This is a genomic window from Burkholderia sp. Ac-20365 (assembly GCF_017104715.1).
In the GTDB taxonomy this organism is placed as follows: domain Bacteria; phylum Pseudomonadota; class Gammaproteobacteria; order Burkholderiales; family Burkholderiaceae; genus Paraburkholderia.
Genome location: NZ_JAAGPI010000004.1, coordinates 387,364 through 408,325, shown reverse-complemented (window position 1 = coordinate 408,325; position 20,962 = coordinate 387,364). Strand labels below are relative to the sequence as shown.

At 59.4% G+C, this 20,962-nt stretch carries 22 protein-coding genes; 18 read left to right on the top strand and 4 right to left on the bottom strand.

Features of this window, described 5'->3' with window-relative positions; translation table 11 throughout:
- The first annotated feature begins 108 nt into the window (after nucleotides 1-108).
- From G3O01_RS10930 to G3O01_RS10880, 12 genes are all read left to right on the top strand, one after another.
- Nucleotides 109-540, top strand: a complete 432-nt coding sequence (locus tag G3O01_RS10930) for a membrane lipoprotein lipid attachment site-containing protein (RefSeq protein ID WP_205804635.1) — start codon at nucleotides 109-111, stop codon at nucleotides 538-540.
- A 15-nt stretch (nucleotides 541-555) separates the two neighbouring features.
- A complete protein-coding gene (locus G3O01_RS10925; RefSeq protein WP_205804634.1) occupies nucleotides 556-906 on the top strand; it encodes a hypothetical protein in 351 nt (116 codons plus the stop codon).
- Between the two features lie 84 nt (nucleotides 907-990).
- Entirely contained in the window at nucleotides 991-1,290 is a 300-nt protein-coding gene (locus G3O01_RS10920) for an H-NS family nucleoid-associated regulatory protein (protein WP_205804633.1), read from the top strand.
- A 52-nt stretch (nucleotides 1,291-1,342) separates the two neighbouring features.
- Nucleotides 1,343-1,921, top strand: coding sequence for a hypothetical protein (locus G3O01_RS10915; RefSeq protein WP_205804632.1), 579 nt, complete (start codon nucleotides 1,343-1,345; stop codon nucleotides 1,919-1,921).
- A 188-nt stretch (nucleotides 1,922-2,109) separates the two neighbouring features.
- Entirely contained in the window at nucleotides 2,110-2,607 is a 498-nt protein-coding gene (locus tag G3O01_RS45255; protein ID WP_241023826.1) for a winged helix-turn-helix domain-containing protein, read from the top strand.
- Nucleotides 2,568-3,353 carry a site-specific DNA-methyltransferase gene (locus G3O01_RS45250; RefSeq protein WP_346779170.1) on the top strand — a complete coding sequence of 262 codons (786 nt, stop codon included), beginning with the start codon at nucleotides 2,568-2,570 and terminating at the stop codon, nucleotides 3,351-3,353. Before G3O01_RS45255 ends, G3O01_RS45250 begins: the two co-directional genes overlap by 40 nt.
- A 159-nt stretch (nucleotides 3,354-3,512) precedes the next feature.
- Nucleotides 3,513-5,156 carry an ATP-binding protein gene (locus tag G3O01_RS10905; RefSeq protein WP_205804631.1) on the top strand — a complete coding sequence of 548 codons (1,644 nt, stop codon included), beginning with the start codon at nucleotides 3,513-3,515 and terminating at the stop codon, nucleotides 5,154-5,156.
- A gap of 669 nt (nucleotides 5,157-5,825) precedes the next feature.
- Nucleotides 5,826-6,104, top strand: a complete 279-nt coding sequence (locus tag G3O01_RS10900; protein ID WP_205804630.1) for a hypothetical protein — start codon at nucleotides 5,826-5,828, stop codon at nucleotides 6,102-6,104.
- A 170-nt stretch (nucleotides 6,105-6,274) separates the two neighbouring features.
- On the top strand, nucleotides 6,275-7,084 hold the full coding sequence (locus G3O01_RS10895; RefSeq protein ID WP_205804629.1) for a hypothetical protein: 810 nt from the start codon (nucleotides 6,275-6,277) through the stop codon (nucleotides 7,082-7,084).
- A 172-nt stretch (nucleotides 7,085-7,256) separates the two neighbouring features.
- On the top strand, nucleotides 7,257-7,970 hold the full coding sequence (locus tag G3O01_RS10890) for a hypothetical protein (RefSeq protein WP_205804628.1): 714 nt from the start codon (nucleotides 7,257-7,259) through the stop codon (nucleotides 7,968-7,970).
- Between the two features lie 182 nt (nucleotides 7,971-8,152).
- Nucleotides 8,153-9,139 carry a hypothetical protein gene (locus G3O01_RS10885; protein ID WP_205804627.1) on the top strand — a complete coding sequence of 329 codons (987 nt, stop codon included), beginning with the start codon at nucleotides 8,153-8,155 and terminating at the stop codon, nucleotides 9,137-9,139.
- 185 nt (nucleotides 9,140-9,324) lie between these two features.
- On the top strand, nucleotides 9,325-10,053 hold the full coding sequence (locus G3O01_RS10880) for a hypothetical protein (protein WP_205804626.1): 729 nt from the start codon (nucleotides 9,325-9,327) through the stop codon (nucleotides 10,051-10,053).
- A 71-nt stretch (nucleotides 10,054-10,124) separates the two neighbouring features.
- On the opposite strand, the gene G3O01_RS10875 is transcribed toward G3O01_RS10880, so the two are convergent.
- The 3 genes from G3O01_RS10875 to G3O01_RS10865 form a co-directional block, all read right to left on the bottom strand.
- On the bottom strand, nucleotides 10,125-10,487 hold the full coding sequence (locus tag G3O01_RS10875; RefSeq protein ID WP_205804625.1) for a hypothetical protein: 363 nt from the start codon (nucleotides 10,485-10,487) through the stop codon (nucleotides 10,125-10,127).
- A gap of 88 nt (nucleotides 10,488-10,575) precedes the next feature.
- Complete coding sequence (locus tag G3O01_RS10870; RefSeq protein WP_205804624.1) at nucleotides 10,576-11,889, bottom strand: type II toxin-antitoxin system HipA family toxin; 1,314 nt, start codon at nucleotides 11,887-11,889, stop codon at nucleotides 10,576-10,578.
- The gene (locus G3O01_RS10865) at nucleotides 11,886-12,212 is read right to left on the bottom strand and encodes a helix-turn-helix transcriptional regulator (protein ID WP_205804623.1); all 327 of its coding nucleotides are present in this window, start codon (nucleotides 12,210-12,212) and stop codon (nucleotides 11,886-11,888) included. The genes G3O01_RS10870 and G3O01_RS10865 overlap by 4 nt, the downstream gene beginning before the upstream one ends.
- 469 nt (nucleotides 12,213-12,681) lie before the next feature.
- On the opposite strand from G3O01_RS10865, the gene G3O01_RS10860 reads away from it, so the two are divergent.
- The 5 genes from G3O01_RS10860 to G3O01_RS10840 all read left to right on the top strand — a co-directional run bounded on the left by G3O01_RS10860 (nucleotide 12,682) and on the right by G3O01_RS10840 (nucleotide 18,922).
- Nucleotides 12,682-14,577: a phosphoadenosine phosphosulfate reductase family protein gene (locus G3O01_RS10860; RefSeq protein ID WP_346779168.1), complete on the top strand. Its 1,896-nt coding sequence runs from the start codon at nucleotides 12,682-12,684 to the stop codon at nucleotides 14,575-14,577.
- A gap of 275 nt (nucleotides 14,578-14,852) precedes the next feature.
- A complete protein-coding gene (locus G3O01_RS10855; protein WP_205804622.1) occupies nucleotides 14,853-15,722 on the top strand; it encodes a hypothetical protein in 870 nt (289 codons plus the stop codon).
- Nucleotides 15,723-16,122: 400 nt separating this feature from the next.
- Nucleotides 16,123-16,998, top strand: a complete 876-nt coding sequence (locus tag G3O01_RS10850) for a hypothetical protein (RefSeq protein WP_205804621.1) — start codon at nucleotides 16,123-16,125, stop codon at nucleotides 16,996-16,998.
- Between the two features lie 157 nt (nucleotides 16,999-17,155).
- On the top strand, nucleotides 17,156-18,295 hold the full coding sequence (locus tag G3O01_RS10845; protein ID WP_205804620.1) for a hypothetical protein: 1,140 nt from the start codon (nucleotides 17,156-17,158) through the stop codon (nucleotides 18,293-18,295).
- Between the two features lie 162 nt (nucleotides 18,296-18,457).
- Nucleotides 18,458-18,922 (top strand): hypothetical protein, encoded by a 465-nt coding sequence (locus G3O01_RS10840; RefSeq protein ID WP_346779167.1) that lies wholly within the window; start codon nucleotides 18,458-18,460, stop codon nucleotides 18,920-18,922.
- Between the two features lie 177 nt (nucleotides 18,923-19,099).
- Here G3O01_RS10840 and G3O01_RS10835 read toward each other — a convergent pair whose 3' ends face one another.
- Entirely contained in the window at nucleotides 19,100-19,813 is a 714-nt protein-coding gene (locus G3O01_RS10835; protein WP_205804619.1) for a DsbC family protein, read from the bottom strand.
- A gap of 177 nt (nucleotides 19,814-19,990) precedes the next feature.
- Here G3O01_RS10835 and G3O01_RS10830 point away from each other — a divergent pair, with 177 nt between their 5' ends.
- Nucleotides 19,991-20,752 (top strand): hypothetical protein, encoded by a 762-nt coding sequence (locus G3O01_RS10830; RefSeq protein WP_205804618.1) that lies wholly within the window; start codon nucleotides 19,991-19,993, stop codon nucleotides 20,750-20,752.
- Nucleotides 20,753-20,962 lie beyond the last annotated feature (210 nt).

The following is a 20,962-nucleotide window of genomic DNA, read 5'->3' as shown; positions in this document are numbered from 1 at the left end:
TCGAAGAATTGCGTCGCGGTTCGGCCGATATAGAATCAAGTCCGCAGTACGGGCCGAAGCAATGAAAACCGCAGGGCACACCGCGCCCCGCTTACATCTGAAAACGACATGAAACGAATTCTGGTTCCTATGGTTCTGGTGGCGCTCCTCGCAGGATGCAGCGACAAGAACGACAAAAATGCTACAGCGAATCCGGCGGCCGCTCCGGTTGCGCTGGACCCGCTTGACGGCACGTATAACGCCAACCTGAACGGAAAAGTTCAACCGTTCGTCAAGGTCGTTCACGAAGACGGCAAGCCCACGATCTACACGATCGTGGATGGCCATTGGTCGAAACTCCAGGGAGAGGTGAAATCCGTCAGCAAGGCTGATTTTGAGTCCGAGACGAAGACTCCGGTGAACGGAAACGTCACTGCGCTGGAAACTCAGACTTTCGTGGTCGCGCAGGTTCCCGCTGGCTGGGGCGCCGGGAAGTTTTCGACCAAGACGGGTTACTTCGCGATGACTCCGTTCGGCCCTCTGGAACTCGAACGGCAGTAAGCCGCAGGGACCTGGATGGAAATCATCGACGACATGCTCTACCCCCTCGCCCCGGACGACTGGGAAGGCGCCGCACAGGATGCGGCGTTTGCGGGGAGGTGTTTCAGTCGGATGATCGACGGCCGGCTGGTAAACGCGCAAGCCCTCGATGGCCGCTACGCGCACCGCCCGCTTTACGAAGGCGAGATCACCCGGATCTCAAGTGCGGATGCGGCGAGCGCCGCTGCGGTCGCTCGCCTCACCCGCGCCCCTGAACTTCTGGCACAGCTGGACGCTGCGCGGCGATCCGCGGACGTATCCGGATCACATGTGACGGATTTTTCGCTCGAAGCCCGTAACGACCAACCCGGCGAAGCGGTTGCCTAAGCCCCGCGTCGTAGTCTGACGACTCGCGCGGCGCCAGCTGCGCGAAAACCTGAAGCAGCTTTACCTGAAGTCTTTTTCCTAACAATGAAACAGCACTTTGACGACGAAGCGCGCGAGCGTCTTATCCGATGGATTCGCCGGCGTATGGACGAATTCGACATAAGTCTAGAAGCGCTCGCTACGGCTTTGAACGAACCCATTTACCGCGATGCCCACGGCAACGAATGGAATGGGCGCGGCGACATGCCTGACTGGCTAAGGGCCGCTACCAACGCGGGTGCCAACCTCGACTTCTTTCGGACTGAGCCGATCCAGTCGATCAAAGAGGAAGACGAGCTGCTCGCGTCGTCGTTCTTTCGCAGAAGCGCAGGCGCTGAAGCCTAGTCGCCGGCGCCCGTTTTACGCATTCGTCTCCAACTGCCTTCTCAAAACCCAAATGGCACGCGACGTCAGCACAGTCAAGGTTCGCGAAAATGATCCTGTCGTCCGGGTGAACGCCGCTGGCGCGGAGACTCCCGATTGCGACTGGGCCGTCGCCGCGCTAACCGACTCTACCGGACGACTTGTTGGAAAGCGTCACCGCGTCTGGGGAGGAAACCCGCTTGCCGTCGACCCGGATCTCTACGAGCGGCTGCAAGAGCAGCTTCACGCCGACCTGACCTGTATAGCTCGCAAGGACGGCCAGATCGGCATTCTGTTTCGGCCAGAAACCTTCTCAGCAGAGACGTATCCGCCCCCTCCCCGTGCCATTGAGCCGATACCGGGTGTGTGCGGACATGTCGGCGGAGATCTGCCCGACAGCGCTGCTGTGACTGCCAGACTACGCGCCGGGCTTGAACCGATCGCACACGATTTTCCGCACGTTCGGTTTGGCGTGCCTGAAACGCGTGAAGGGTGCAGGCCGTCGGTCTGGGCATTCGCGGAGGACGGATTGCTGACTGAGCGCCAGCGAGAAGATCTCGCGCACCGTCTCGAAACGCTATGCCTGAACGCCACGGCCCCCGAGTGGCTTTGAATTCGGGTATTATCCCTTCTGCGCCGATTACACGGCATCATGCCGCAGCACAACGCTGCTGCCTCCACACTGCGTCAAAGCACGCCAGCCACTCTAGCCGTGCGCTTCGTCAAGATTTTGCTTGACCGAGCACATGGGTGCTCGACTCCTTAACCATTCGCCGATCGTTCGGCAGTCAAGGAGTCAGAATGAACAACACCACACCGCGCAAGCCCACTCAGCAACAATTCGTTCTTCCGCTTCTTGACGCCCTCGAGAACGAAGGCGGCAAAGCAAGCACCGGCGATTTATACGATAGCGTTGCCCGAAAGATGGGTGTCGCTGACGATCACCGCAATGAGCAGATCGTGATCGGCGGCAAACGCTTCAATGCCTTTGAGCGCACTGTACGGTGGGGACAACAACGCGCCAAAGCTTTAGGCCTCGTTGTGCCGACCGGCAAGAGCACATGGCAATTGACCGGTAAAGGAAAAGACGCCCTACACACCGCAGCGCCCGGAATCGTGATCACCATTTTTACGACCGCCGATGGCATTGCGATGTATGGTCGCGCCGAAGAAGCGATCGCCCATGTCGAGGACGACAGTGTCTCGCTGATCTTCAGTTCGCCTCCTTACCCTCTGCTTCGTCGGAGCAATACGGCAATCTGGGTGCCGAGCAGTACCTGGACTGGCTTTTGCGAATAGCCGAAACGTGGCCCAAAAAGATGAAGCAAAGCGGGTCGATCGTGCTGAATACAGCCGATGTATATAATCCTGGCGAACCAACGCTATCCCTCTATCAGGAACGTCTTCTCGTCCGTTTTGCTGACGATCTTGGATGGAGGCTGGCGCGAAGGTACTCGTGGCATAACCCGGCGAAATTGCCAACGCCAGCGGCCTGGGTAACCATAAACCGGGTCCGCTGCAAGTCGTCGTTAGAACAACTCTACTGGCTTGCGCCGCACGGTGAGCCGTACGCCGACAACCGTCAGGTTCTTACCGAGTATAGCGACGCGATGCTCGCGCGCCTCGCGGCGGGCGGTGAAAAGAAGAGAGCGCGTCCCAGCGGGCATCAACTCGCAGACGGTGCATTCAGCATCGACAACGGCGGCGCGATTCCCGGCAATCTTCTGACTGCCGCGAACACTTCCTCGAACGACAGCTATCAACGTCGTTGTCGCGAACTCGGTTTGCCCGTTCACCCTGCGCGCTTTCCTGCTGAGTTGCCATCGCACTTCATCCAGTTGTGCACCAGGCCAGGCGAGATCGTGATGGATCCCTTTTCCGGTTCCTTCCAGACGGGTGCCGTCGCGGAAAAGCTCGGACGCAAATGGATCGGCGTGGAACTCAACGCGGAATACATTGCAGGCGGCGCGACCCGCTTCCCGCACGCGACGATTCATCAGCCCGGCCTCCTTGAACGGCTGACTGTTCCCGACGCGCTGTTCTGACTTTTCGCCTTCGTAACCACTGCAATACACCCGGCCGTCGATTCTTTCGATGGTCGGGTTTCCTCCCGCTTGCTTCGATGAGCCCGGTTCATCAAAGCCAGTTGGCTGTGCCCTTTCCCAACGCCGAATCGTCGGCACCAAAGCAAGGAGCACATGAATATGAACGCAACAATCCGCCTCGCCACGAACGAGCGCAAGCTCATCAGCAATCTCGGCTTCGCCTTCAGCAACAACACGACGTTCCTCTCGGAGTTGGCACAGAACGCGCGTCGTGCAGGCGCCTCCTTTGTCGCGTTCGAGCTCAAAGGTGACGATCTGGTCGTGACCGATGACGGCAGCGGCATCTCGGATTTCCAGAACCTGTTCACGGTCGCCGAAAGCGGCTGGGACGCGGAGGTTCAGGTAGAGGAACGACCGTTTGGTATGGGCTTCGTCAGCGCGCTATTTGCATGCAGCGCCATCACCATCGAGTCGTGTGGCGCGACGCTCAGCGCAGCAACTGCAGCTGTGCTGAAACAGGACGAAGTGGACGTGATCGAGGGCGACGTCACTGTCGGTACGCGACTGACGCTCCACGGCCTGCAATTCGATTCGGCTTTTGTGCCTTCAGCGCTGGTCAATATCGCGCGTGGTTTTGCGATCCCGGTCCATCTCGACGGAAAGCCGTTGCCACGTCCGTTCGCACTGGACGCGAGCGGTTACATCGATTCACCTGTCGGTGCGATCCGTGTGCCGGGTCTGGGCAATAGCTCCTTCGAAACACACCGCTACATCGCGTTTCTTCAGGGCGTTGAGGTAGCTCGGGGCAGCAAGCACAGTTCGGCGTTCGACGTCGTCGTCCATCTCGATAGCAAAGCGTTTCGCGCCCAGTTGCCGGACCGTCATCAGTTGATCGATGCAGAGGCCCAGATCGCCAAAGTTCAAGACGCAATCAAGACAGTTGTCGCTGCGGAGCTTCGGAAGAAGCACGACGCTGTCGGCGCAGAAGAGTTCGTGCGGTTCTATTGGGAACAGGCCTTGAAGTATGCTGCCGAACTTCTCTCTGATATTCCGTTCGCACCGCTCAAGCTGTTCAAAAAGCCGATCGCGGTGTTGTGGAACGACAGCGGGAACTGGTATGACGCTGTAACGGAGATCTCCGACGATGTGCACTATCTCGTGCCGCAAGGTGAGCTCGAAAGCGGGAAGCGGCGCGCCGTTGCTGGCGGTGTATTCGCGGAAATCGATACCGACGGTTTGTCAGCGTTGCGTCTCGCCTACGTCATCGCCCATAGCGGGATCGTGATGACCCAGGCGGTTCCCGACAATCACTGGACATCGTCGCTACCTGCGATCGATGAGATCGACCTGACCTACGAGGTCGTCGACGCATTGCCTGAAATCTCGATTCGCGGCATATGCGACGCTGGCTTCCTCGTCCCCTGCAAGCAGATCCTCGTAAAAGGACCATGGGGTGATGTGTGCATCGACAGTCACGAGCTGGCGGTTACCGACGACCAAGGTATCACGCGGATTTACTCGCCAGAAGGTACCAAAGCAGTCGCGGAAGGCGTGCGTCAGGTGCAGTCGTTCACAAACGAGCACGATCGCCTCGACACGGACTATCGTGACGAGGTAGAGGCGCAACTCGCCGCGCTGATCGGTCAAGCCCGCGGCGCTGCCCCGAAAGACGTTTTGCAGAACGCTCTCCGCGATGTCTTCGTGAATGTCGATTCCGTGTGCAACAAGCGCTACGTCGTCGCAGTCAACGAGCGCGGCCGCCTGAGTGTCATGGAAGTTCTGGGCGAAGCAGGTAGCGCCTGACACCGTTTAGGCTTCTACTCCCATTAACCGCAATACGCCCCTACCGTCGCTTTCGTGACAGTAGGGGCTTTTTTTATCGCCCCGCGCCGCCGACTTGCGTTGAGAAAACCGTACCAAAGAATGTTGCTGTACCGATCACCCTTACCGGGAACTGCTTATGTCTCACGCCTGCTCGAGTTCAGCCGCTCCTGTGCCGTCCTTCTGGACGCGTAACCGCCAGCGTGTCATGTGCCTGCTCGGCACCGCGCTGGGCCTTTTTGCCGCCCTCGTCATCATGGCCCCCGACTCCGGGCCTCTCTCCGCGCTTGTGACGATGCTCGTTTTTAGCTGCCAGCACGTCTGGCAAGCGTTCGCGGCGCTGTGCCCTGTCTGCTGACGACACCAGATTTCGAGCGACGGCAGCCGGCAGGACCGCGGCGTGCTAGACAACCGCCTTTGCAATGCGCGTCGCGTAACAGTGTGCTCTGCCATCAGACGCTAGTGTTCGAGCGTCGCGCGTCAACTTTTGTGCGCCCGGAATGTCAGACGCTGCATAGGGCTACAATCGTGGCAAACGATCCGTCGGCTAAGGCCGCACGGACATTTTCCCAGGAGGCCGCCTTGGGACTACAGTGTTGGTCGGTGCCGCGGCAGATCTTTGCACCGTGCCGAAAACTTGCTGGAGGCAAAATGAAGAAAGCAATCCACGGCAACACCCAGACTGCGAAATTGCGCCGTACGGGGACGGCCCTTTCCATCACCGGTTCCGCGATCCTCGGCTCCGCACTCGCCTTTGATGGCGTCGGCGGCTGTGCTCGCCTTGCACAGGTCTATCTCGGCGAGCACAATCTCGCGCTCGGCATGTTCCTGGCGGGCGTGACGTGCGTAGGTGTAGGCGTCTATCTCGCCGTCAAGCATCGGGTCCGTTACGCCAGCGACGCGGCGCCGTCCGCTGCACTGGCCTCCTGATCGGGACACCGGTCCCGGCAGCCGTTTATGCATTGCCAGCTGGGTTATTGCTCCGGCTCCGGGGCCGGTGCTATCATTGCCACCAGCCGTTTAGATCGGCATTCAGATTGAGTTGAACCGTTCTCCACGCCCATGCGGCGGCACGCGCAGACCGGTTCATCGACTTCCCATTGAGTGCGCTTCGTCGAGGTGACTCCACCGAGCGCGTTCGCTCGCCTCCTTTCATCCGCCCGCTTACGGGCAAAAGGAGCAAACAGATGGGAATCCGTTCTTCCAACTACATCGCACTCAAACCCCGCGTCAAACTCACGTCCGCTGCAGTTCAGGCGCTGACTCTCAATGCGGTCGACACCCTCTCCGAGCCACGCGGCACAATCATCGTCTACGAATGCAACTTCACGCCGATGTACGCGCGGGACAAATTTGGCGAGCACTGCACTTTCGACCTCGAAGCCGAGATCGCGATCCAGAAGTTCCTCGGCACCCTGCCCGTGGAATCGTTCTTCATGCGGCGCGTCGGCGACCAGTTCGACTATCGAGGCAACTGGCTGAAGCACGCATTTCTCGATGACGAACGAGTGAGAGACATCGAAGCGCAGTACGCGTCGCACGTGGCGGCAGCCGCAAACGTCGACGCCAATTATTCGTCCCCTGCCGGGTCGGAACCGCACGGCGATCTCCTTGACCGGTCCGATGACACGCCTCTTCTTTTTACGAGGCAGGGTCGCAGGATCAGGGGAACCGTAGAGATCGCCTATGCGACCGGACGGCTTTGCGACATCTCCCGCGCGCCGAACGGCTCGCTCGCGTATGACTTCGTTGAGAATGCAGTCGTCAACGAAGGCGACTGGGAGACCAAGCTCGATCCGCTGCAACGTCCGTTCTTCGAAACCGAAGATGGAAAGCACGTCGCGGAAACCGAGGTCGTGCTCGTGAGCCCGTCCCGGGAGCGCGAGTTTCTGAAAGCATTCGATCGCTAAGCGAGCAGCACTAGCTTAAGGAGCGCCGCCCTTCATCGGGGCGGTTGCCCCCTCGTGGCCATCCATCTTGCGAGTCCGTCTGACTGATGCGAACAGCAGTCGAACGTGCTTGCGTGCGTGCTTCTCAACGCCCCCTTCCTGGGCAACACACACAGCAAAGGATGGTTTCCTCATGAACGACAACATCACCACTCCCTTTCCGGCCGCCCCGTGGAAGTTCGAGCCGCGGCACATGGAAAGCGACGGCAAGCGGGTTGCGCTGCTCCTCGTCACCCAGTCTGGGTCGGCGCCGCACAACGATCCCCTGATCCTCCCTGTCCGCGAGGATTTCATCGGAAAGGTGTCCGAGCAACGAGAGTACGCCAAGTCACTGATCGAGCAGGCTCCGGATCTCTTTCTCCAGCTCGCCGGCTCGGTCGACGACCTCGAAGATCTCGCGATCAAGTACCGCGAAGAGGAAAAGAACGGCTGCGCGGACGAAATCGAGTCCCGCATCGTTGAGATCCGCGCGCTGCTCGCCAAAGCCACCTCGCTCGCGCCGCCGGCTGGTGGCAACCAGCGTTTTCTTGTGCGGGTGCGCTCCGCCGATGTCATGGTGACCGCGAAAAATCCGGCTACTGCGGAGCGGTACGCTCGCGACGATATCCGCGAGTTTGCCCTGAAATGCAACTGGGAAATCGCACGTTCGGCGATGGCGGCTCCGTACCTCGAACTGACGACCGTCGACGAAGTGCAGGCGCTCGCCGGCTTCGCGATCGAGCGCACGACCGACACTGCGCCGGAGTATTACTTTTGCGCGTATATGAACGTCGTCGTCGAAGCTGACTCGCCTGAGTCGGCAGACGCAGCCGCGCGTCAGCTATTCGCGCACGAGGTCGCGGTCTAGCGTCGTCGTGATAAATGAAACTCGGGGCGCGACCTTGTCGCGCCTCATCTGAGAGCCCCGCCTTGAGCGGGGTTCTCTCATTCGCACTCAGCGGTGTTCGTGGATGAGCCACCCGGCGCTCGTCCAGGGCCACTGCCCCTCCTCATTCAAAACGCCTGCTTCCAGGCACAGAGGAGTTAATCATGAATCTGATCGAAAAGTTTCTTGGGCCGGTTGGAGAGTTGCCACGTCATCAACTGAACGCGCTTCTCGAAGATACACCTCGAATGCATATCGGCATTCCCCACAAAGGAGGTCATCTCGCCGTGCATGCCGAGAAGATGCAATACGCCGGGATGGTGTCCGCGAGCGCGTTTTACGACGCGAGCGCCGGCAAATTTCGCGTCCCTGAGGCCACGCCGCTGCACGAGTTGCCGGCGTGGGCGCTGGATAGTGCCGGCTTTACGGCCGTACAAAATTGGAGTCGAAAGGGAACACAACCCGGTATGGCTGGGGTATATCCGTGGACCTACTCAGACTATTTAACACTCGCAGCTGAGATGCGTCCGACATGGGCCTCTCAGCCAGACCTTTGCTGCGAACCCGAGGCCACTGGGAGCGATGAAGAGGTCGATTTTCGCATTCGCGCAACTGGCACTTTGCTCTTCGGCTGCCTCCAGGTTTTGTACGACTGGCAGGAGCAGTTGTGCAAGGATACCCCGGCGTGTGTCGTCCAGGACATGCTTCGGCCAGTTGTTCCCGTGATTCAAGGTTGGACTCGTACGCAATACTTACGAAGTTTGGAATTGATGCTCGAGGTATGGGGCTACTGGGAACCATGGGTTGCGCCACCGGCTCTGATCGGCATCGGCTCAGTGTGCCGACGGGACGTTCATCATCCCGAGCACGGGCTGCTCGCAATTCTCACGGCGCTGGAGCGACATCTACCGAAAGGCATGAAGGTGCATCTCTTCGGCGTGAAAGGCGCGGCGATCGAGTACGTGCGAATGTTCGATTTCGTAGCTTCTTATGATTCGATGGCGTGGGACTTCTCTGCACGTAAGAAGGCTCACCAGCAGGGCATTTCGAACAACATGATGCATCGCTCGAATGAAATGACCCGCTGGATGGACATTGCTACTAGCAAAATGGCCCCGAAGGTCGGCGACCAGTTCCGTCTGTCGTTCTGATCTCTTCCCATCCCTGCAATCAGGAGCGTCTATGGGCGCCGACGTCCTTTCCGGACGCCGGCGTGCGTGGCGCTCCTCCCCACACTAAGAGACCCTTCACTCAAACGACTGCTTCGTTCGCGTGAGTGGCTTCGCCGCCCCTGTTTTTCAACGCTCGCATGCGAGCACACAACAGGGAAATTTCAATGCAACAGCAAACCGCGACTCCGTCAGTCTCGGCGATAGCCGCCATGCAGCGGCTCTATGTCCGATTCGGAAAGCACTGGAAGAAATACGTCAGTCGCACGTGGCAGGACGGGGACGCTGATTTCCCCTCTGATCTCCCGGCCATCCTTGGGATGCAGGAAGCGTTTGGGCGCGCTTGGCTGGAAGAATACACGCTGCCTTCGTTTGATCTACACGCGCGGCCGCTCGCTGCTCAGCTCGCTGGGCGCACAGCCCGCCCACTCGACGTAACGGCATTTCATGGAACCAACGCCCGCTTCGACACGTTTATTCCGTCAGCGTCCGGCGCACAGGGACCAGGAATCTATCTCGCCGATCGTCCCGCTGCTGCCGCAGGTTACGGCGATCTGGTCATGAAGACGCGGGTTCGACTCCAGAACCCGTATCACTTCTACCCGACGGAGGAATCGCTTAACGCGGAGATCAATCCGGAACTCATCGAACAGGCGCTCCCTCCTGTGCTCGCAATTGCGGTTGCCGAGCGCCTCGCTGACGAAGGCTACAACGGGTACGGCACGGAGGTTCAGGACGCCCTGCGATCGTATGGATACGACGGCGTGCTCGTCGTTTATCCGTTCGGCGATGGAGTCATCGAAGGTGTAGACGCCGAATGCGTGCTCGTCGCCTTTGACGCCTCGCAGGTCGAGATCGAAGCGATCGACTCGAGCGCATGTGGCGTGCTGGAGTGAAGTCGCTCCCGGTGCTAGGCTCTGGCGGATAGGCACGTGTCCCCGGCGCTACGCGTCGGGGACTATCCTTCTCACGCCGAGCAGACGACGCATCGAACGTGGCCATCGTCGCTCACGGCATAGACGTCGATGTTAAGGATCGCGCGGACCCGCGGCGAAACACGTGTCGCCTCTCGAACCATCAGTTCTGGAACGACAACGGCAAACCGCGCGCGGCCAACTTCGTCGGCCGGCATGCGCCGCAACAACTGGCCGTAGAGTGTGTCAACATCGACACTTGCGCCAAGTGTTCGGCCTTTCGCCTCTGCGAAAAGCCTCGCTTCCCCCCTCTCTGCTACGACGTCTACCCGCTTTACCTCCCTCTGGACCGACCATCCATCGCGTTCAAGGAAGACGCAAAACGCGTCGACAACCCTCTTCTCATCCCCTCGCATCGCTTACTCCGCTCTTATCGGATTGCTGTTTCGTCCGAACCAGCGCGTCACACCCTCTCTGACGCGCCCGCGCTGGCTGTCGGAAAGGTTAGCGGGACTTGTGGCTGAAAGCGCCATCCGCGTTGACGTACGGGTTCGCCTTTTTGCGATCATCCTTTGGGCAAGACATCCCCATTCGCTGGCGTAGTGGAGCCGGCGTACTTTTGCCGGGTTTGGCATCAAGCTTGATGTCTTCGATCCCAGCACCCCACGCATCAAGCATTCGCTTGCCGACCTCCCGAAAATCCGGGTAGCGGCCCGCGAACTCTGCGACCAGCGGAGACACAGCATGAATCGCAGCTGCAACGCGATCGAAACTATCAGTCATGTCGCCTTTGCTCAGGCCGAGTCTCGCGCCACCGTAGTTGGCAAGCAACTGCCCGGACGTCCAGACTCGCTTCCCGTATAGGTCCAGCGCCGGGCGATCGTGTTTGAGCGCTGGATAGACTGTCGCGGTCAGCACGTCATAGACGGGCGCAAGACGGACGTCGTCGCGATTGTTGTACACCAACGCAAAATTCTTGAGATGGCCATCAGCATTGCGCACAGCGTAGTTCAGCATCAAGAGCGTGAAGAGTTGCCGCGCAGCCTCCTTAAACCTGGGGCGAGGCACATAGGTTTGAGTGAGCTTTGCCAGTTCTTCGAGCGAGCCCTTGTACTTATTGACGGGATCGACACCCTTCAGCGAGCAGTAGTCCTCGAAAGCCGTCATGTGTCCGTTTGAGCGATCGAAGCGGCGGACAGCCAGAACCTGGCCGTCATCCGACAACCTCGTCTCGGGGACTTCGAGCCCGGCATGGCGCGCCACTTCAAGACAGAGATACTCGTTTGGCGCCAACCCAGGTAAGTCATCAAAGCCTGTCTTCAGGATGAACTCTTCGGTCCAGATAGTGGCCTTGTCATCGGGCGAAGCCAGCGCCTTGGGCATCACGCCCGAAACACCTTCTGTCACCCCGCTTTCGAGCAACCGGAGCAAATTGTCGCGGGAGTCCGTCGACGCGAGCAAAGACGCCATGTCGGCTCTGTCGGCTGCTGCCTCGAGGCTGGAACCATGTGACACCACCTGAACGCGTCCAATCGTGTTTGCGCCCGTTAGAGCCAGCAGGCCGAAATCGCTGACATCTGCATGCGGACCAAGACGTCGTCGGAGGACGTCCTTCTTGAATCCCTCCGGCAGGTTCATGGCGAAGAACGGCGGCAGTCCGTTCCAGGTGTACGATTGCGCCCGTACTGGCATCAGTAGGGACACGAAGCGGTCTTCGGGCACGTCGGGCAAGTAGGTGAAGACGCATCGGTTATTTTCCTCGGCAAGCGTACCAACCATGAGTCCGGCGACGTAGACGTCGAGTGTACGTGTGCTCATGATTTGCCACCTGTCTCCTTCAGACGCTCTACTGCGTTCAAACGGACCCGCCGACGACCGCTATCGTCGACCTCCGGATCTTCCGCGTCGAGCAGCACGTCATCGAGCGTCCGTTGATGGCCAGCGCGGCGTGCGATCAATTCGAGACCGACAGCGTCGAACAGGCTCAACATCTTGGAGACACCGATCTCTGGCAACCTCCCAGTCTCAAAACGGCTGATCCTTGCGCGCTGCACGCCGCTGATCTCAGCAACCTGCTGCTGGCTAAGATTTGCAGCGAGGCGCTCCTGCCGGAACGCGTCGCCAAGTTCTGCGAGGTTCATTGTGCAACATCCTATACATAAAGCCCGGGTATAGAGCTAATGTATCACATATTGCACATAACGTAGGTGTAGCATGTGTCATATGTTACACACGAGCCCCGTCTATTTGTGTTTGTGTGCCATATAATGCACAGGCGCTGTGCCTACGTTGGCAATTTCTGCTCGTGTCCGCTTCTCTACCTCTATCACCCTTGCGTTCTCCAGCTGGCCATAGCAAGGGCATTGCTCCGACGATATACGTTCCAGTAGAATCGAACGGCGCCGCATTAAACGGCATCTCGTTCGTCATGCAGGCCGCCCCCCGCAGAGGGTGAGCCGCCCCTTCAGAGCAAGCCCGCTTCGCTGAGCCCCATTGGACTCAACCGAGCGCAACTTTGGCTCGCCACTTTTTCACCGCCCCATTCCGGGCATTAGATTCTCATCAATCTGAAAATGCGACCCCGAGATCCAGTCCGATAGGACTCGTCGCGTGGTCGATTTCTCTATCACCCTCACGGGAGCATTTCTTCCCGTGCGGGACGACGTGCGCCTGTGCTTTCTGGAGCACATCGTGTTTGACGAAATCATCGAGAAGGTCGAGAACTCAATCGCCGTATTGATACAATTGATTGAGGCAGGCCATTCAATAGCTGTCGCCTATTCTGGCGGGAAAGATTCAAGTGCGGTCCTTATTATCGTGCTCGAAGCCATCCGTAGAATTGCAATGTCGGGACGGTCTCAGCCAAATCATTTTTTGCTCTCGGCCGACACAGCGGTGGAAAACCCTTCCCAAACGTCGCACCTGGAACTCGTATTGACGGAAGTTGAGGAGTACGCGGCGCAAACAGGACTACCTGTCTCCGTGCACGTTGCACATCCCACTCTGGCTGCACAGTTTGTCGTGTCCACAATCGGTCGCGGAACGTTGATCCGGACAGCCGAGAACTCTACGTATAAGGGTAAGAGGGTACGACCCTGTAGTTCGAGCTGGAAGATCGAACCTCAGGAGCGGTTGCGCAAGAAGCTGGAAAGCATGGTGCCGATCGAAGGCCGCGAAACGATCACTGCGATCGGTACGCGCTTCGAAGAAAGCCCGTCACGCAAATCCGCGATGGTCAAACGCGGAGAAAGCGCGATCCGACCGGTACGCAGTGCCAACGGTAATCTGACGATCAGCCCCATCGCGGACTGGACGCTCGATGACGTGTGGATGATGGCAGCCATGATCACCAACGCGTCAGCACCCTTCCCGTCACCCATCTCGCAACGCTCGATGGAACGTATGATGAACCTCTACCGCGCTGGAAGCGGCGGAACATGTGGCGTGATCGTCGGCGAGACGGGGAATCGAGACGCGTGCGGAGCCAGGTTCGGATGTTTCGTGTGTTGTGTGAGCGGCACCAAAGACCAAAGCCTTTCAGCCCAGATCCAGGAGCCGGAATACGCCTACATGGCCGGTCTGAACCGCTTCCGGAACTACCTGCTTGCCATTCAGTGGGACCTGAACAGACGCGAGCTCGTTGGCCGCACGATCAGCGACGCGGGCTACATGAAAGTTCAGGCTGACACCCTGAGCCTGGAGGAAAGACTGAGGCTTTTGCGCTATCTCTGCACACTTGACGCAGTCGAGGTCGATCGGGCGGAGCAGATGGAAGCCGACGTCGCGTCGGGCCGCGTGCCCGACACGCCCCAGAATCGCGAACTCTGCAGTCCGCAGTTCGAGTTCGTGACGCCGCAAAGGCTCGTCGCCATCGACTTCATGCTGTCGATGCATCATTACGCCGCGAGCGCGTTTCCTGCGGTATCGATCTGGCATGAGATCCACGTACTTGGCCGTCGCTACGAGATCCCGGAGTTCGAGCCATTCCAGAAGGTGCCAATCGAGATGCATGGTTGGTATCGCGTCGGAGCGTTCAACGCCGAAGTCCCGGTCGACGGTCTTCGGGACTACCATGCCGAGCAGTGGAATCAGTACCGGCATCCGGAGCGGTTGAGTCTGCATGCTCAAAGCACCGACGGCGAGCGGATGGTGTATTTCGAGGAAACTGACCTCCTCGATGTCGACGCAGAGGCAGCCTGTGCCTTTGTCACGTGCACATTCGACACAGCGTACATGCTTCGTTGCCAGCATGTTCCTGCGATTGAATCCGCGCGGTTCTGGCTGAATGAAACCATCTTGACGCTGCCAAAGTCGATGTCGGCCAGGTACAACGAGATGGCCAAGCGGGGGCAGTATTTCGCAAACCTTGCGGAACGCCTGAATCTGACGCCCAGGGAACTCGATCAGCATCTGATCCGAAATGCAATTTCCAACAAGGAGCATCTTGCGTTGCTGGAGAAGCCGAACACTGAGGTCCAGTTCGACCTCTTTGCTGAGGCCGCCTGAGTCTTCCCTGTTACCTTGAACTCGCTGCTGTAAGTGGTGCACTCCGACATTCGTGTCGGAGTGCCCACCTCTTTCCGACAACCGCCAACTCGCTGCGGTCAGTGCATCTGACCAGAGCGCGTCCGCGCCCTCCTTTCAAACCGCTCCGGTCCGGAGCAGCCTAATAAGGAGATCATATGAATACGCAATTTGGTTTCGATTTCGGAGGCGACGATTTTCGTGCCCTTGCCTGTCGTCCGGGCACATGGGAGCGGCGAGACTCGTTCACGCCGGCGATGCTGACCGAATGGGTGACGGTTGCGACCGAGCGATTGCGCGCCGTCCCCGAAAACGTACGTGGCTTCTTCGACATCGCGCTGCAGGAAGCGGCTGACAAGGCCGCTGAAGCTACAGCGAAGGGAAAAACGCGTTCGAGTGTGTTGCCGGTCCATTTCGATGTTGCAGATGCGGATGTCGTGGCTTTCGTGGCAGCGTGCGAGGCCGGGTCACGAAGCACTGGCCTTGAAGGCGTCTCGTGGAAGTTCCGCAACCAGGTGATCGGGGAGATCTCGTACGCGGTACACGTCGCCGAGATCGGGGCCGTTTTCGCGGAACGCTGGAACGATCGTGAGGAGTGGCGGTTTCACTTCGAGCCCGGAAAAAAAGGCGACTTCTGGCTCGACAGCTATCGTGACTCCATGACGAGTGTCGAGTTGTCGTACTCTGTTTGGGGTCCCGCGTACGCGGCGGACAAGATTGCCTACTCAAACAAGGGCGTGGCGAGCGTGCCGACCTTCCAGCATGGCGGGCGCCATTACCTCATCACCAGCATCGCGAATTTCGCAAACAGTGCGACCAAACACGGGCGGGCCTGGCGGCTCTCTTTGCCCGACCTTTGGCATGCAGAGACGTACTCGTATGAAACGCAGGGCAGCGCGGTGGAAGCCGGAAAAATCGAACGCGGCGACCGGCGCGGTCTCATTGTCTCGGTCCGCGGGGTTCAGTATGTGCTCGAGGCCGCAATCGAGGTATTCGACAGGAACGCTGCCGGCGTGCGGCTCGATATCGGCGACGAAGATGAAGACGACGCATTCTCGTCGGATCTCGCCGACGACGGCGTTGCGGAAGACGAAGATGCGGACCACCCTGAGCCTCTCGCTGCCTGAGCGCTGCTAGAGAATCACGTTACGCAGGTATTAAAGGCAACCCGACCGGCCCGCGCTTTCTCATCTTGAGAGAGCGCGGGCTTTTCTGTTTCCGGCCCGTGCGTTTTCGTCCGCCCTCTCGCGTGGCTAGCCAAAAGGCTGCCCTTCCCGCTCGCTATTCCGCATCGACAACGCCCGCGCTCGCGATACCGTTAGCGAAGCGTCTAACATCTCGCCTCTACTTTCGTTTCTTATGCCGAATTCACAGCCTTCCGCCGGGTTCCATCTGCGAAAAGGGGTATTGGTCCCCGCTACTGAGCCTCCGTCCAGACAGGAAGCGATCGAGACGATCGCCGAGTTTATCAAGTCGTACGAGCAGTTGCCGTCTTCTGCTTTCGCCGGAATATCCGTGCAGACGAGGATGAATCTCGCCACTATCTTTGGAAGCGAAGGCGCAACTTTGCGAGCGCGGGCACGAGGCTCGCGCCCTTTCGCCTACAGGTACGTAGTGGGTGGCGCGAGTTCGACACTTGGCAGGGAGCTCGCGACCGCTCAGCTTGGCGGCATCGGCGCATTTTTCCACTGGTATGGCAACCTGCCCGACGAAGTAGTGGACGACCTCGGAGCCGATTGCACCATTTCGCTCCTGACACTCTTTGACCGGGAGGCTCGTCGGCTGAAGAAATCCACGGTGGATCTGCAGGTGCCCGGCAACGGCAATCGGCGGAGCGGATCCCCGAGAGTGATTAAGGTCTATTCGCGACGTACCATCCGTTGGATCACACGAAACCTGTATTTCACCGAGAGAGTCACGTCGCGCAGCCTGTTGGACGATGACGGGCGCGGCCGCTATGCGTCATGGCTTGACGAACTCGGTGCACGCGTTGACTGGGCAAAGGACGCGATCCGCTCACATGCCGGTATCGGTGTGTCGCCGGAATGCGTGGCTCACCGTGGCTATGCGTCGATCGAGCTGAACCTGTCAGAACCGCTGATGGAAGAGATCATCACTATCCTGCTCGAGTGGGACGCTCTCGATGTTGTACTTCGTGACAATGGTGTCGATCGTGACGACCAGACGGGCGTATCGGCATGGATCGCGAAATCAGTCATGGAACCGTTGGCGTGGATGAGACTCGGCGAGCCCGTCGGGATGTCGAGGACGCCCATACTCCGCCCTTCCGCGCATATACGCATGGGCGAACCGGTCCCCGAAGAAACCGCCGAGGGCGTCATCACCGCCCTCAAGGCGCGCCGCGACCGCGGACATGCTGGCCGCAGCGGTGCCATCAGCTAGCCTTCGGACAGTCGGACGTGGACCGCTTTCGACCGTCCTCCTCCGACCTTGACCGTCGGCCCCAGGAATGTTGGGCCACTGCCACGGACTTTTCCTCCCACGAGTCAAGCCGGCCGCAGATAGCCTTATCACAAACACAGCGAGACCTAAGTCCACCATGCCGAATCCCATTCGCCTCGACTTCGCTATTGATGATGTTGCGCTCCCTGCAATCGTTGGGGAAGAGGTCGACGCTCGACTCCACCAGATCGCTTCGATCCTCGAGTTTCTCGATTGGTACGTCGCTATCGCGGCGTCCGTCTGCGCTGACCTTACCGCCCAAACCAGACTTACGCTGGCGACCTTTTTCGGAACCGAGCACGCCAACCTGCTTGCGCTGGACGATACGTCCCGACAGCGCGTGCCGCGATTCATGCCACGGGCAACGGAGAACGCTGAAAACTCTGGATGGTACCTGGAGACCAACGCCGGTCTACCGGCTGTGCAAGATCGCGTCCGACGCGTCCAGCTCCGTCGGATCGAATCCTTCCTCCTGTGGTACAGCGCCCTCAGCCAAAACGTCCTTGCTGATGTCGGGCGAGATTGCCGAGACATGCTCGTTCGCATCTTCGAGCAGGAATTCAATCGGATCAGGGCATCTCGCGTCCCACTGAAGATGTCCCCTCTAAAGGAGTCGGAAGCTGCGCAAGCTACCTCCACCCGCACGGTGAAAGTCTACTCTCGCCGGACCCTTCGATGGCTGACACGCAATCTGTACTTCACAGAGAAAAGCGTCGGCCGGCGCGGCCAAACACGCTCAGGTAGGTATGCGTGTGCGGCATACTTCGAGGAATTCGGGGCACGCGTGGACTGGGCGAAGGATCTTGTGAGAAAACACGCGGGTATCGTCGTCACACCTGAGTGCCTCGTGCATCGTGGGTACGCCGAGATCGAACTGTGCCTCGCGAACCCTATTCTCGAAGAACTTGTGGATCTGTTGCTCGAGTGGGACGAGGTCGACGCGATCCTTTGGGACGACCCCCTGGATCGCGATGACCTCTCAGAATGGCTTCGCTACCCGCTCTACGAGCCCCTTGCGTGGCTTAAGGTCGCGGGCGGAAGGGACTCCGATGCCGCATCCGACTACCCGATTCTTCGGCCTTCGCGTCACATCACGCAATCGGCGGAGCCGCGTCGCTCGCAGGACAAAATCATCGCAGCGCTCGATGCACGTCGCGTGCGTATGATGGGTTCGCCATCTGTCACGGCGGACGTGAATCCCAAAATCGCAATACTCGAAGGGCAAACCCAAGTCTGACCTTGACCGGGTAACGTCCAGGCTTAACCTGCTCCGGTCGCCAACACTCGAACTGACGTGCTTCGACCAGGTGGTACGCATCACGTCAGGACCCTACAAGAATGATTCAGAACGCCCAGACACACGGCCGCCGCGCCTGCTCCCCTCACAGGTCATTGCCCGGTGGCATACCGCTCGGTGCGATCCAAGGTCAGATTGCATCCGGATCATATCGTCCGGCACTCGGCTGCTCTCGCCAACGAGTTCTATTCAGCCGCAGAAGCGAACGATTTCGCGGGCGACGACGTTGAGACATATTCGATTCCAGGGTGGGCCAAGCGATACGGAGCCACATGGCTACCCGATATCGGGCCGCTGGGATACCGCCGGGCGGAGGTACAAAACACCCGACGGCAGGAGCTTCTCGTCGCCGCGGCGAGTACCGACATGCACACGGACGACGAAGGCCTGGTCCTGATGGTCGTGCTTCACAACGATGACCTCACGTTCCGCCAGGGGAAGGTCCGGCATAAACCCAAAGCTGGCGAATGGTTCATCTTCGACGACCGCAAGCCTCACGGGGTCAGCGCGGCGCCAGGGCGAGCGGTATTCCTCGGCTGGAATATTCCGATTGAGTTGGCCGCATGAGGTCGCCGTGCCGCATGCGGTTTCTGCGCCCTCTTCTGAGCGCGAAGCCTTAAAGCGTAAGCACACACTGTTGTGCCGGGCGGCAGCACTTCAGATCATTTGACTTCCGTCGGCCGGTTCCATCACGGCGCTGGAAGCCCCGCGTGGGGCTCCCTCCTTCTCCCCGCCCCCCCTACCTCACTCCGTGGCCTGCTTTGCCGCACGCAGTTTCTCCTCGACGACCGTCGCGGCTGCGCTTCCAGTCAGGCGGGAGCCGTCTGTGAACACCAGCATCGGCGTCCCACTCAGTTCGAACCTCTCCGCCATCGCGATATTGCGCTCTAAAGGCGTATCGCATGCTGTTGCAACTCCCGGCAATTTCCCCTCGTGCATCCACTGGGTCCACGCCTTCGCGCGGTCCGGTGCACACCAGATCTCGCGTGCCTTACGCGGCGCGTCGGGATGAAATGGCACGAGGAACGTATAGATCGTGACGTCGCTCAACGCTGGCATGGTCTCATTCTCCAGCCGCTTGCAATACGGGCAATCGGGATCGCTAAACACGACGATGCGTCGCTTGCCATTCCCCTTCACAGTCACGATCGCGTCCTGCAAAGGGAGCGCCGCAAAATCGATTGACGGCGTGTGGGCAATTACTGCCGCCTCCGTCAGGTTTTTATGCGTCTTCAGGTCAAAGACCGTACCGTTAAAAACGTGCTCGCCCGCCGCGTCGACGTAGAGGATGCCCTTGGGGATGACGACCGTGTAGAGGCCTGCGACAGGGCCGGGCTCGACAGCCGTCGCCTGAATGCCTGCGGCCTTGAGCTGCCTGAGGAGATCGGGAGGGCTTGATGCATGGGCGGTGGCGGTGACAGCGCCGATTAGGGCCAGCAAAGCAAAGATTTTTTTCACTTGATGCTCCGTAAGCAGACGTCTGACGTTGTGAAGGGTTCCGGAAATCCCGATTAGATCGAGCGTCCACCGGATCGTAGTCGCCCAATCATCTTGCTCGGTGGGAAATGACGCGCTCCGTGCTGACGACTTTTGCCGCTCGACCATCGACTTGCATTCCGGAGGACTCGGGAGAGGATGGAGACCTTCAAACGTCAATCAGACATTCCCAAGGAGCTAACCATGTCGATGCTGCATTCCGTGAACCAGAACAAAGTCGCCGCCCAACTTTCGGCCTGCGGTCGCGATGTCATGATGGGGCTGCTGGCCGGCGAGCGCACGCGCGAGCTGTCGAGCCTCCCTGTAAGCCGGGTCCGCGAACTCGTTGCCACACGCGAGGCGGTCATCCTGCCTTATAGCAAGCGAAACCGTTCCTACCATCTGATTCTCGACAAGGCAGCCCAGTGCTTCATCGTCGCCGTTGTCGCCATCGATCAGCGTGAGCGCGCCGCCAGTTCCGCCCGTCTGGTCACCATCCTCTCGCGCGAGCAGTTCGAGAGCGACGCCGGCGCGATCAGCATCCGCTTCCTCCGTACGGCCGCTGGTCGCTCGCTGGACCCGGTTGAGTTTCGCGAGTGGGAATCGCGCGAGATCCCGAATGCGAGTCTGCGTCGCAGCGCGTACCGGGTCATCGCCTATTACACGGGCTCGGACGGCCGGGATGAATACAAGGTTTTCCGCAATCCGCCGGTCTGCCGGCAATATGTCGACGAACATTCGCTCAGCGCTGCTGCAGGTCACCCAGGCTTCTGGTCTTGGTTCTCTCGCCGCGCCGCCGCTGAAAATCTACCCGTCGAGGCGGTGAAGAGCCTGCAGATCGCGGATACCGACAAACTGACGTTGGATGTTCGCGCGCCTGCCCGGTCGTGCCCGTGCTGCGCCACGCACCCGAGCCACTGAACACCCGGCCACTCACGAGTGTCACGTAACGGGTGAGCCCAAAAAAGAGGAAAGCCCCGGTCCCCCTGACGAGCAGGGAGCCGGGGCTTTTTTTCGGAGTTTCCGGATCCTTCCGTGGGTGACGACGACTTCTTAAGATACGGTTTTTGTGTGGTCGCGAAGCGAAAAGTTTCCCCGAACGTGCGAAAAAAAAAGAAGCCCGCCAGGACC

What these genes read in the sequence shown, in the direction of transcription:
- G3O01_RS10865 (WP_205804623.1), bottom strand. Translation starts at nt 12,212, where the DNA reads ATGAACCTCGCAGAACTTGGCGACGCGTTCCGGCAGGAGCGCCTCGCT.
- G3O01_RS10880 (WP_205804626.1), top strand. Translation starts at nt 9,325, where the DNA reads ATGCAACAGCAAACCGCGACTCCGTCAGTCTCGGCGATAGCCGCCATG.
- G3O01_RS10905 (WP_205804631.1), top strand. Translation starts at nt 3,513, where the DNA reads ATGAACGCAACAATCCGCCTCGCCACGAACGAGCGCAAGCTCATCAGC.
- G3O01_RS10845 (WP_205804620.1), top strand. Translation starts at nt 17,156, where the DNA reads ATGCCGAATCCCATTCGCCTCGACTTCGCTATTGATGATGTTGCGCTC.
- G3O01_RS10875 (WP_205804625.1), bottom strand. Translation starts at nt 10,487, where the DNA reads ATGCGAGGGGATGAGAAGAGGGTTGTCGACGCGTTTTGCGTCTTCCTT.
- G3O01_RS10855 (WP_205804622.1), top strand. Translation starts at nt 14,853, where the DNA reads ATGCTGACCGAATGGGTGACGGTTGCGACCGAGCGATTGCGCGCCGTC.
- G3O01_RS45255 (WP_241023826.1), top strand. Translation starts at nt 2,110, where the DNA reads ATGAACAACACCACACCGCGCAAGCCCACTCAGCAACAATTCGTTCTT.
- G3O01_RS10930 (WP_205804635.1), top strand. Translation starts at nt 109, where the DNA reads ATGAAACGAATTCTGGTTCCTATGGTTCTGGTGGCGCTCCTCGCAGGA.
- G3O01_RS10885 (WP_205804627.1), top strand. Translation starts at nt 8,153, where the DNA reads ATGAATCTGATCGAAAAGTTTCTTGGGCCGGTTGGAGAGTTGCCACGT.
- G3O01_RS10890 (WP_205804628.1), top strand. Translation starts at nt 7,257, where the DNA reads ATGAACGACAACATCACCACTCCCTTTCCGGCCGCCCCGTGGAAGTTC.
- G3O01_RS10900 (WP_205804630.1), top strand. Translation starts at nt 5,826, where the DNA reads ATGAAGAAAGCAATCCACGGCAACACCCAGACTGCGAAATTGCGCCGT.
- G3O01_RS10920 (WP_205804633.1), top strand. Translation starts at nt 991, where the DNA reads ATGAAACAGCACTTTGACGACGAAGCGCGCGAGCGTCTTATCCGATGG.
- G3O01_RS10850 (WP_205804621.1), top strand. Translation starts at nt 16,123, where the DNA reads ATGAATCTCGCCACTATCTTTGGAAGCGAAGGCGCAACTTTGCGAGCG.
- G3O01_RS10925 (WP_205804634.1), top strand. Translation starts at nt 556, where the DNA reads ATGGAAATCATCGACGACATGCTCTACCCCCTCGCCCCGGACGACTGG.
- G3O01_RS10915 (WP_205804632.1), top strand. Translation starts at nt 1,343, where the DNA reads ATGGCACGCGACGTCAGCACAGTCAAGGTTCGCGAAAATGATCCTGTC.
- G3O01_RS10870 (WP_205804624.1), bottom strand. Translation starts at nt 11,889, where the DNA reads ATGAGCACACGTACACTCGACGTCTACGTCGCCGGACTCATGGTTGGT.
- G3O01_RS10830 (WP_205804618.1), top strand. Translation starts at nt 19,991, where the DNA reads ATGGAGACCTTCAAACGTCAATCAGACATTCCCAAGGAGCTAACCATG.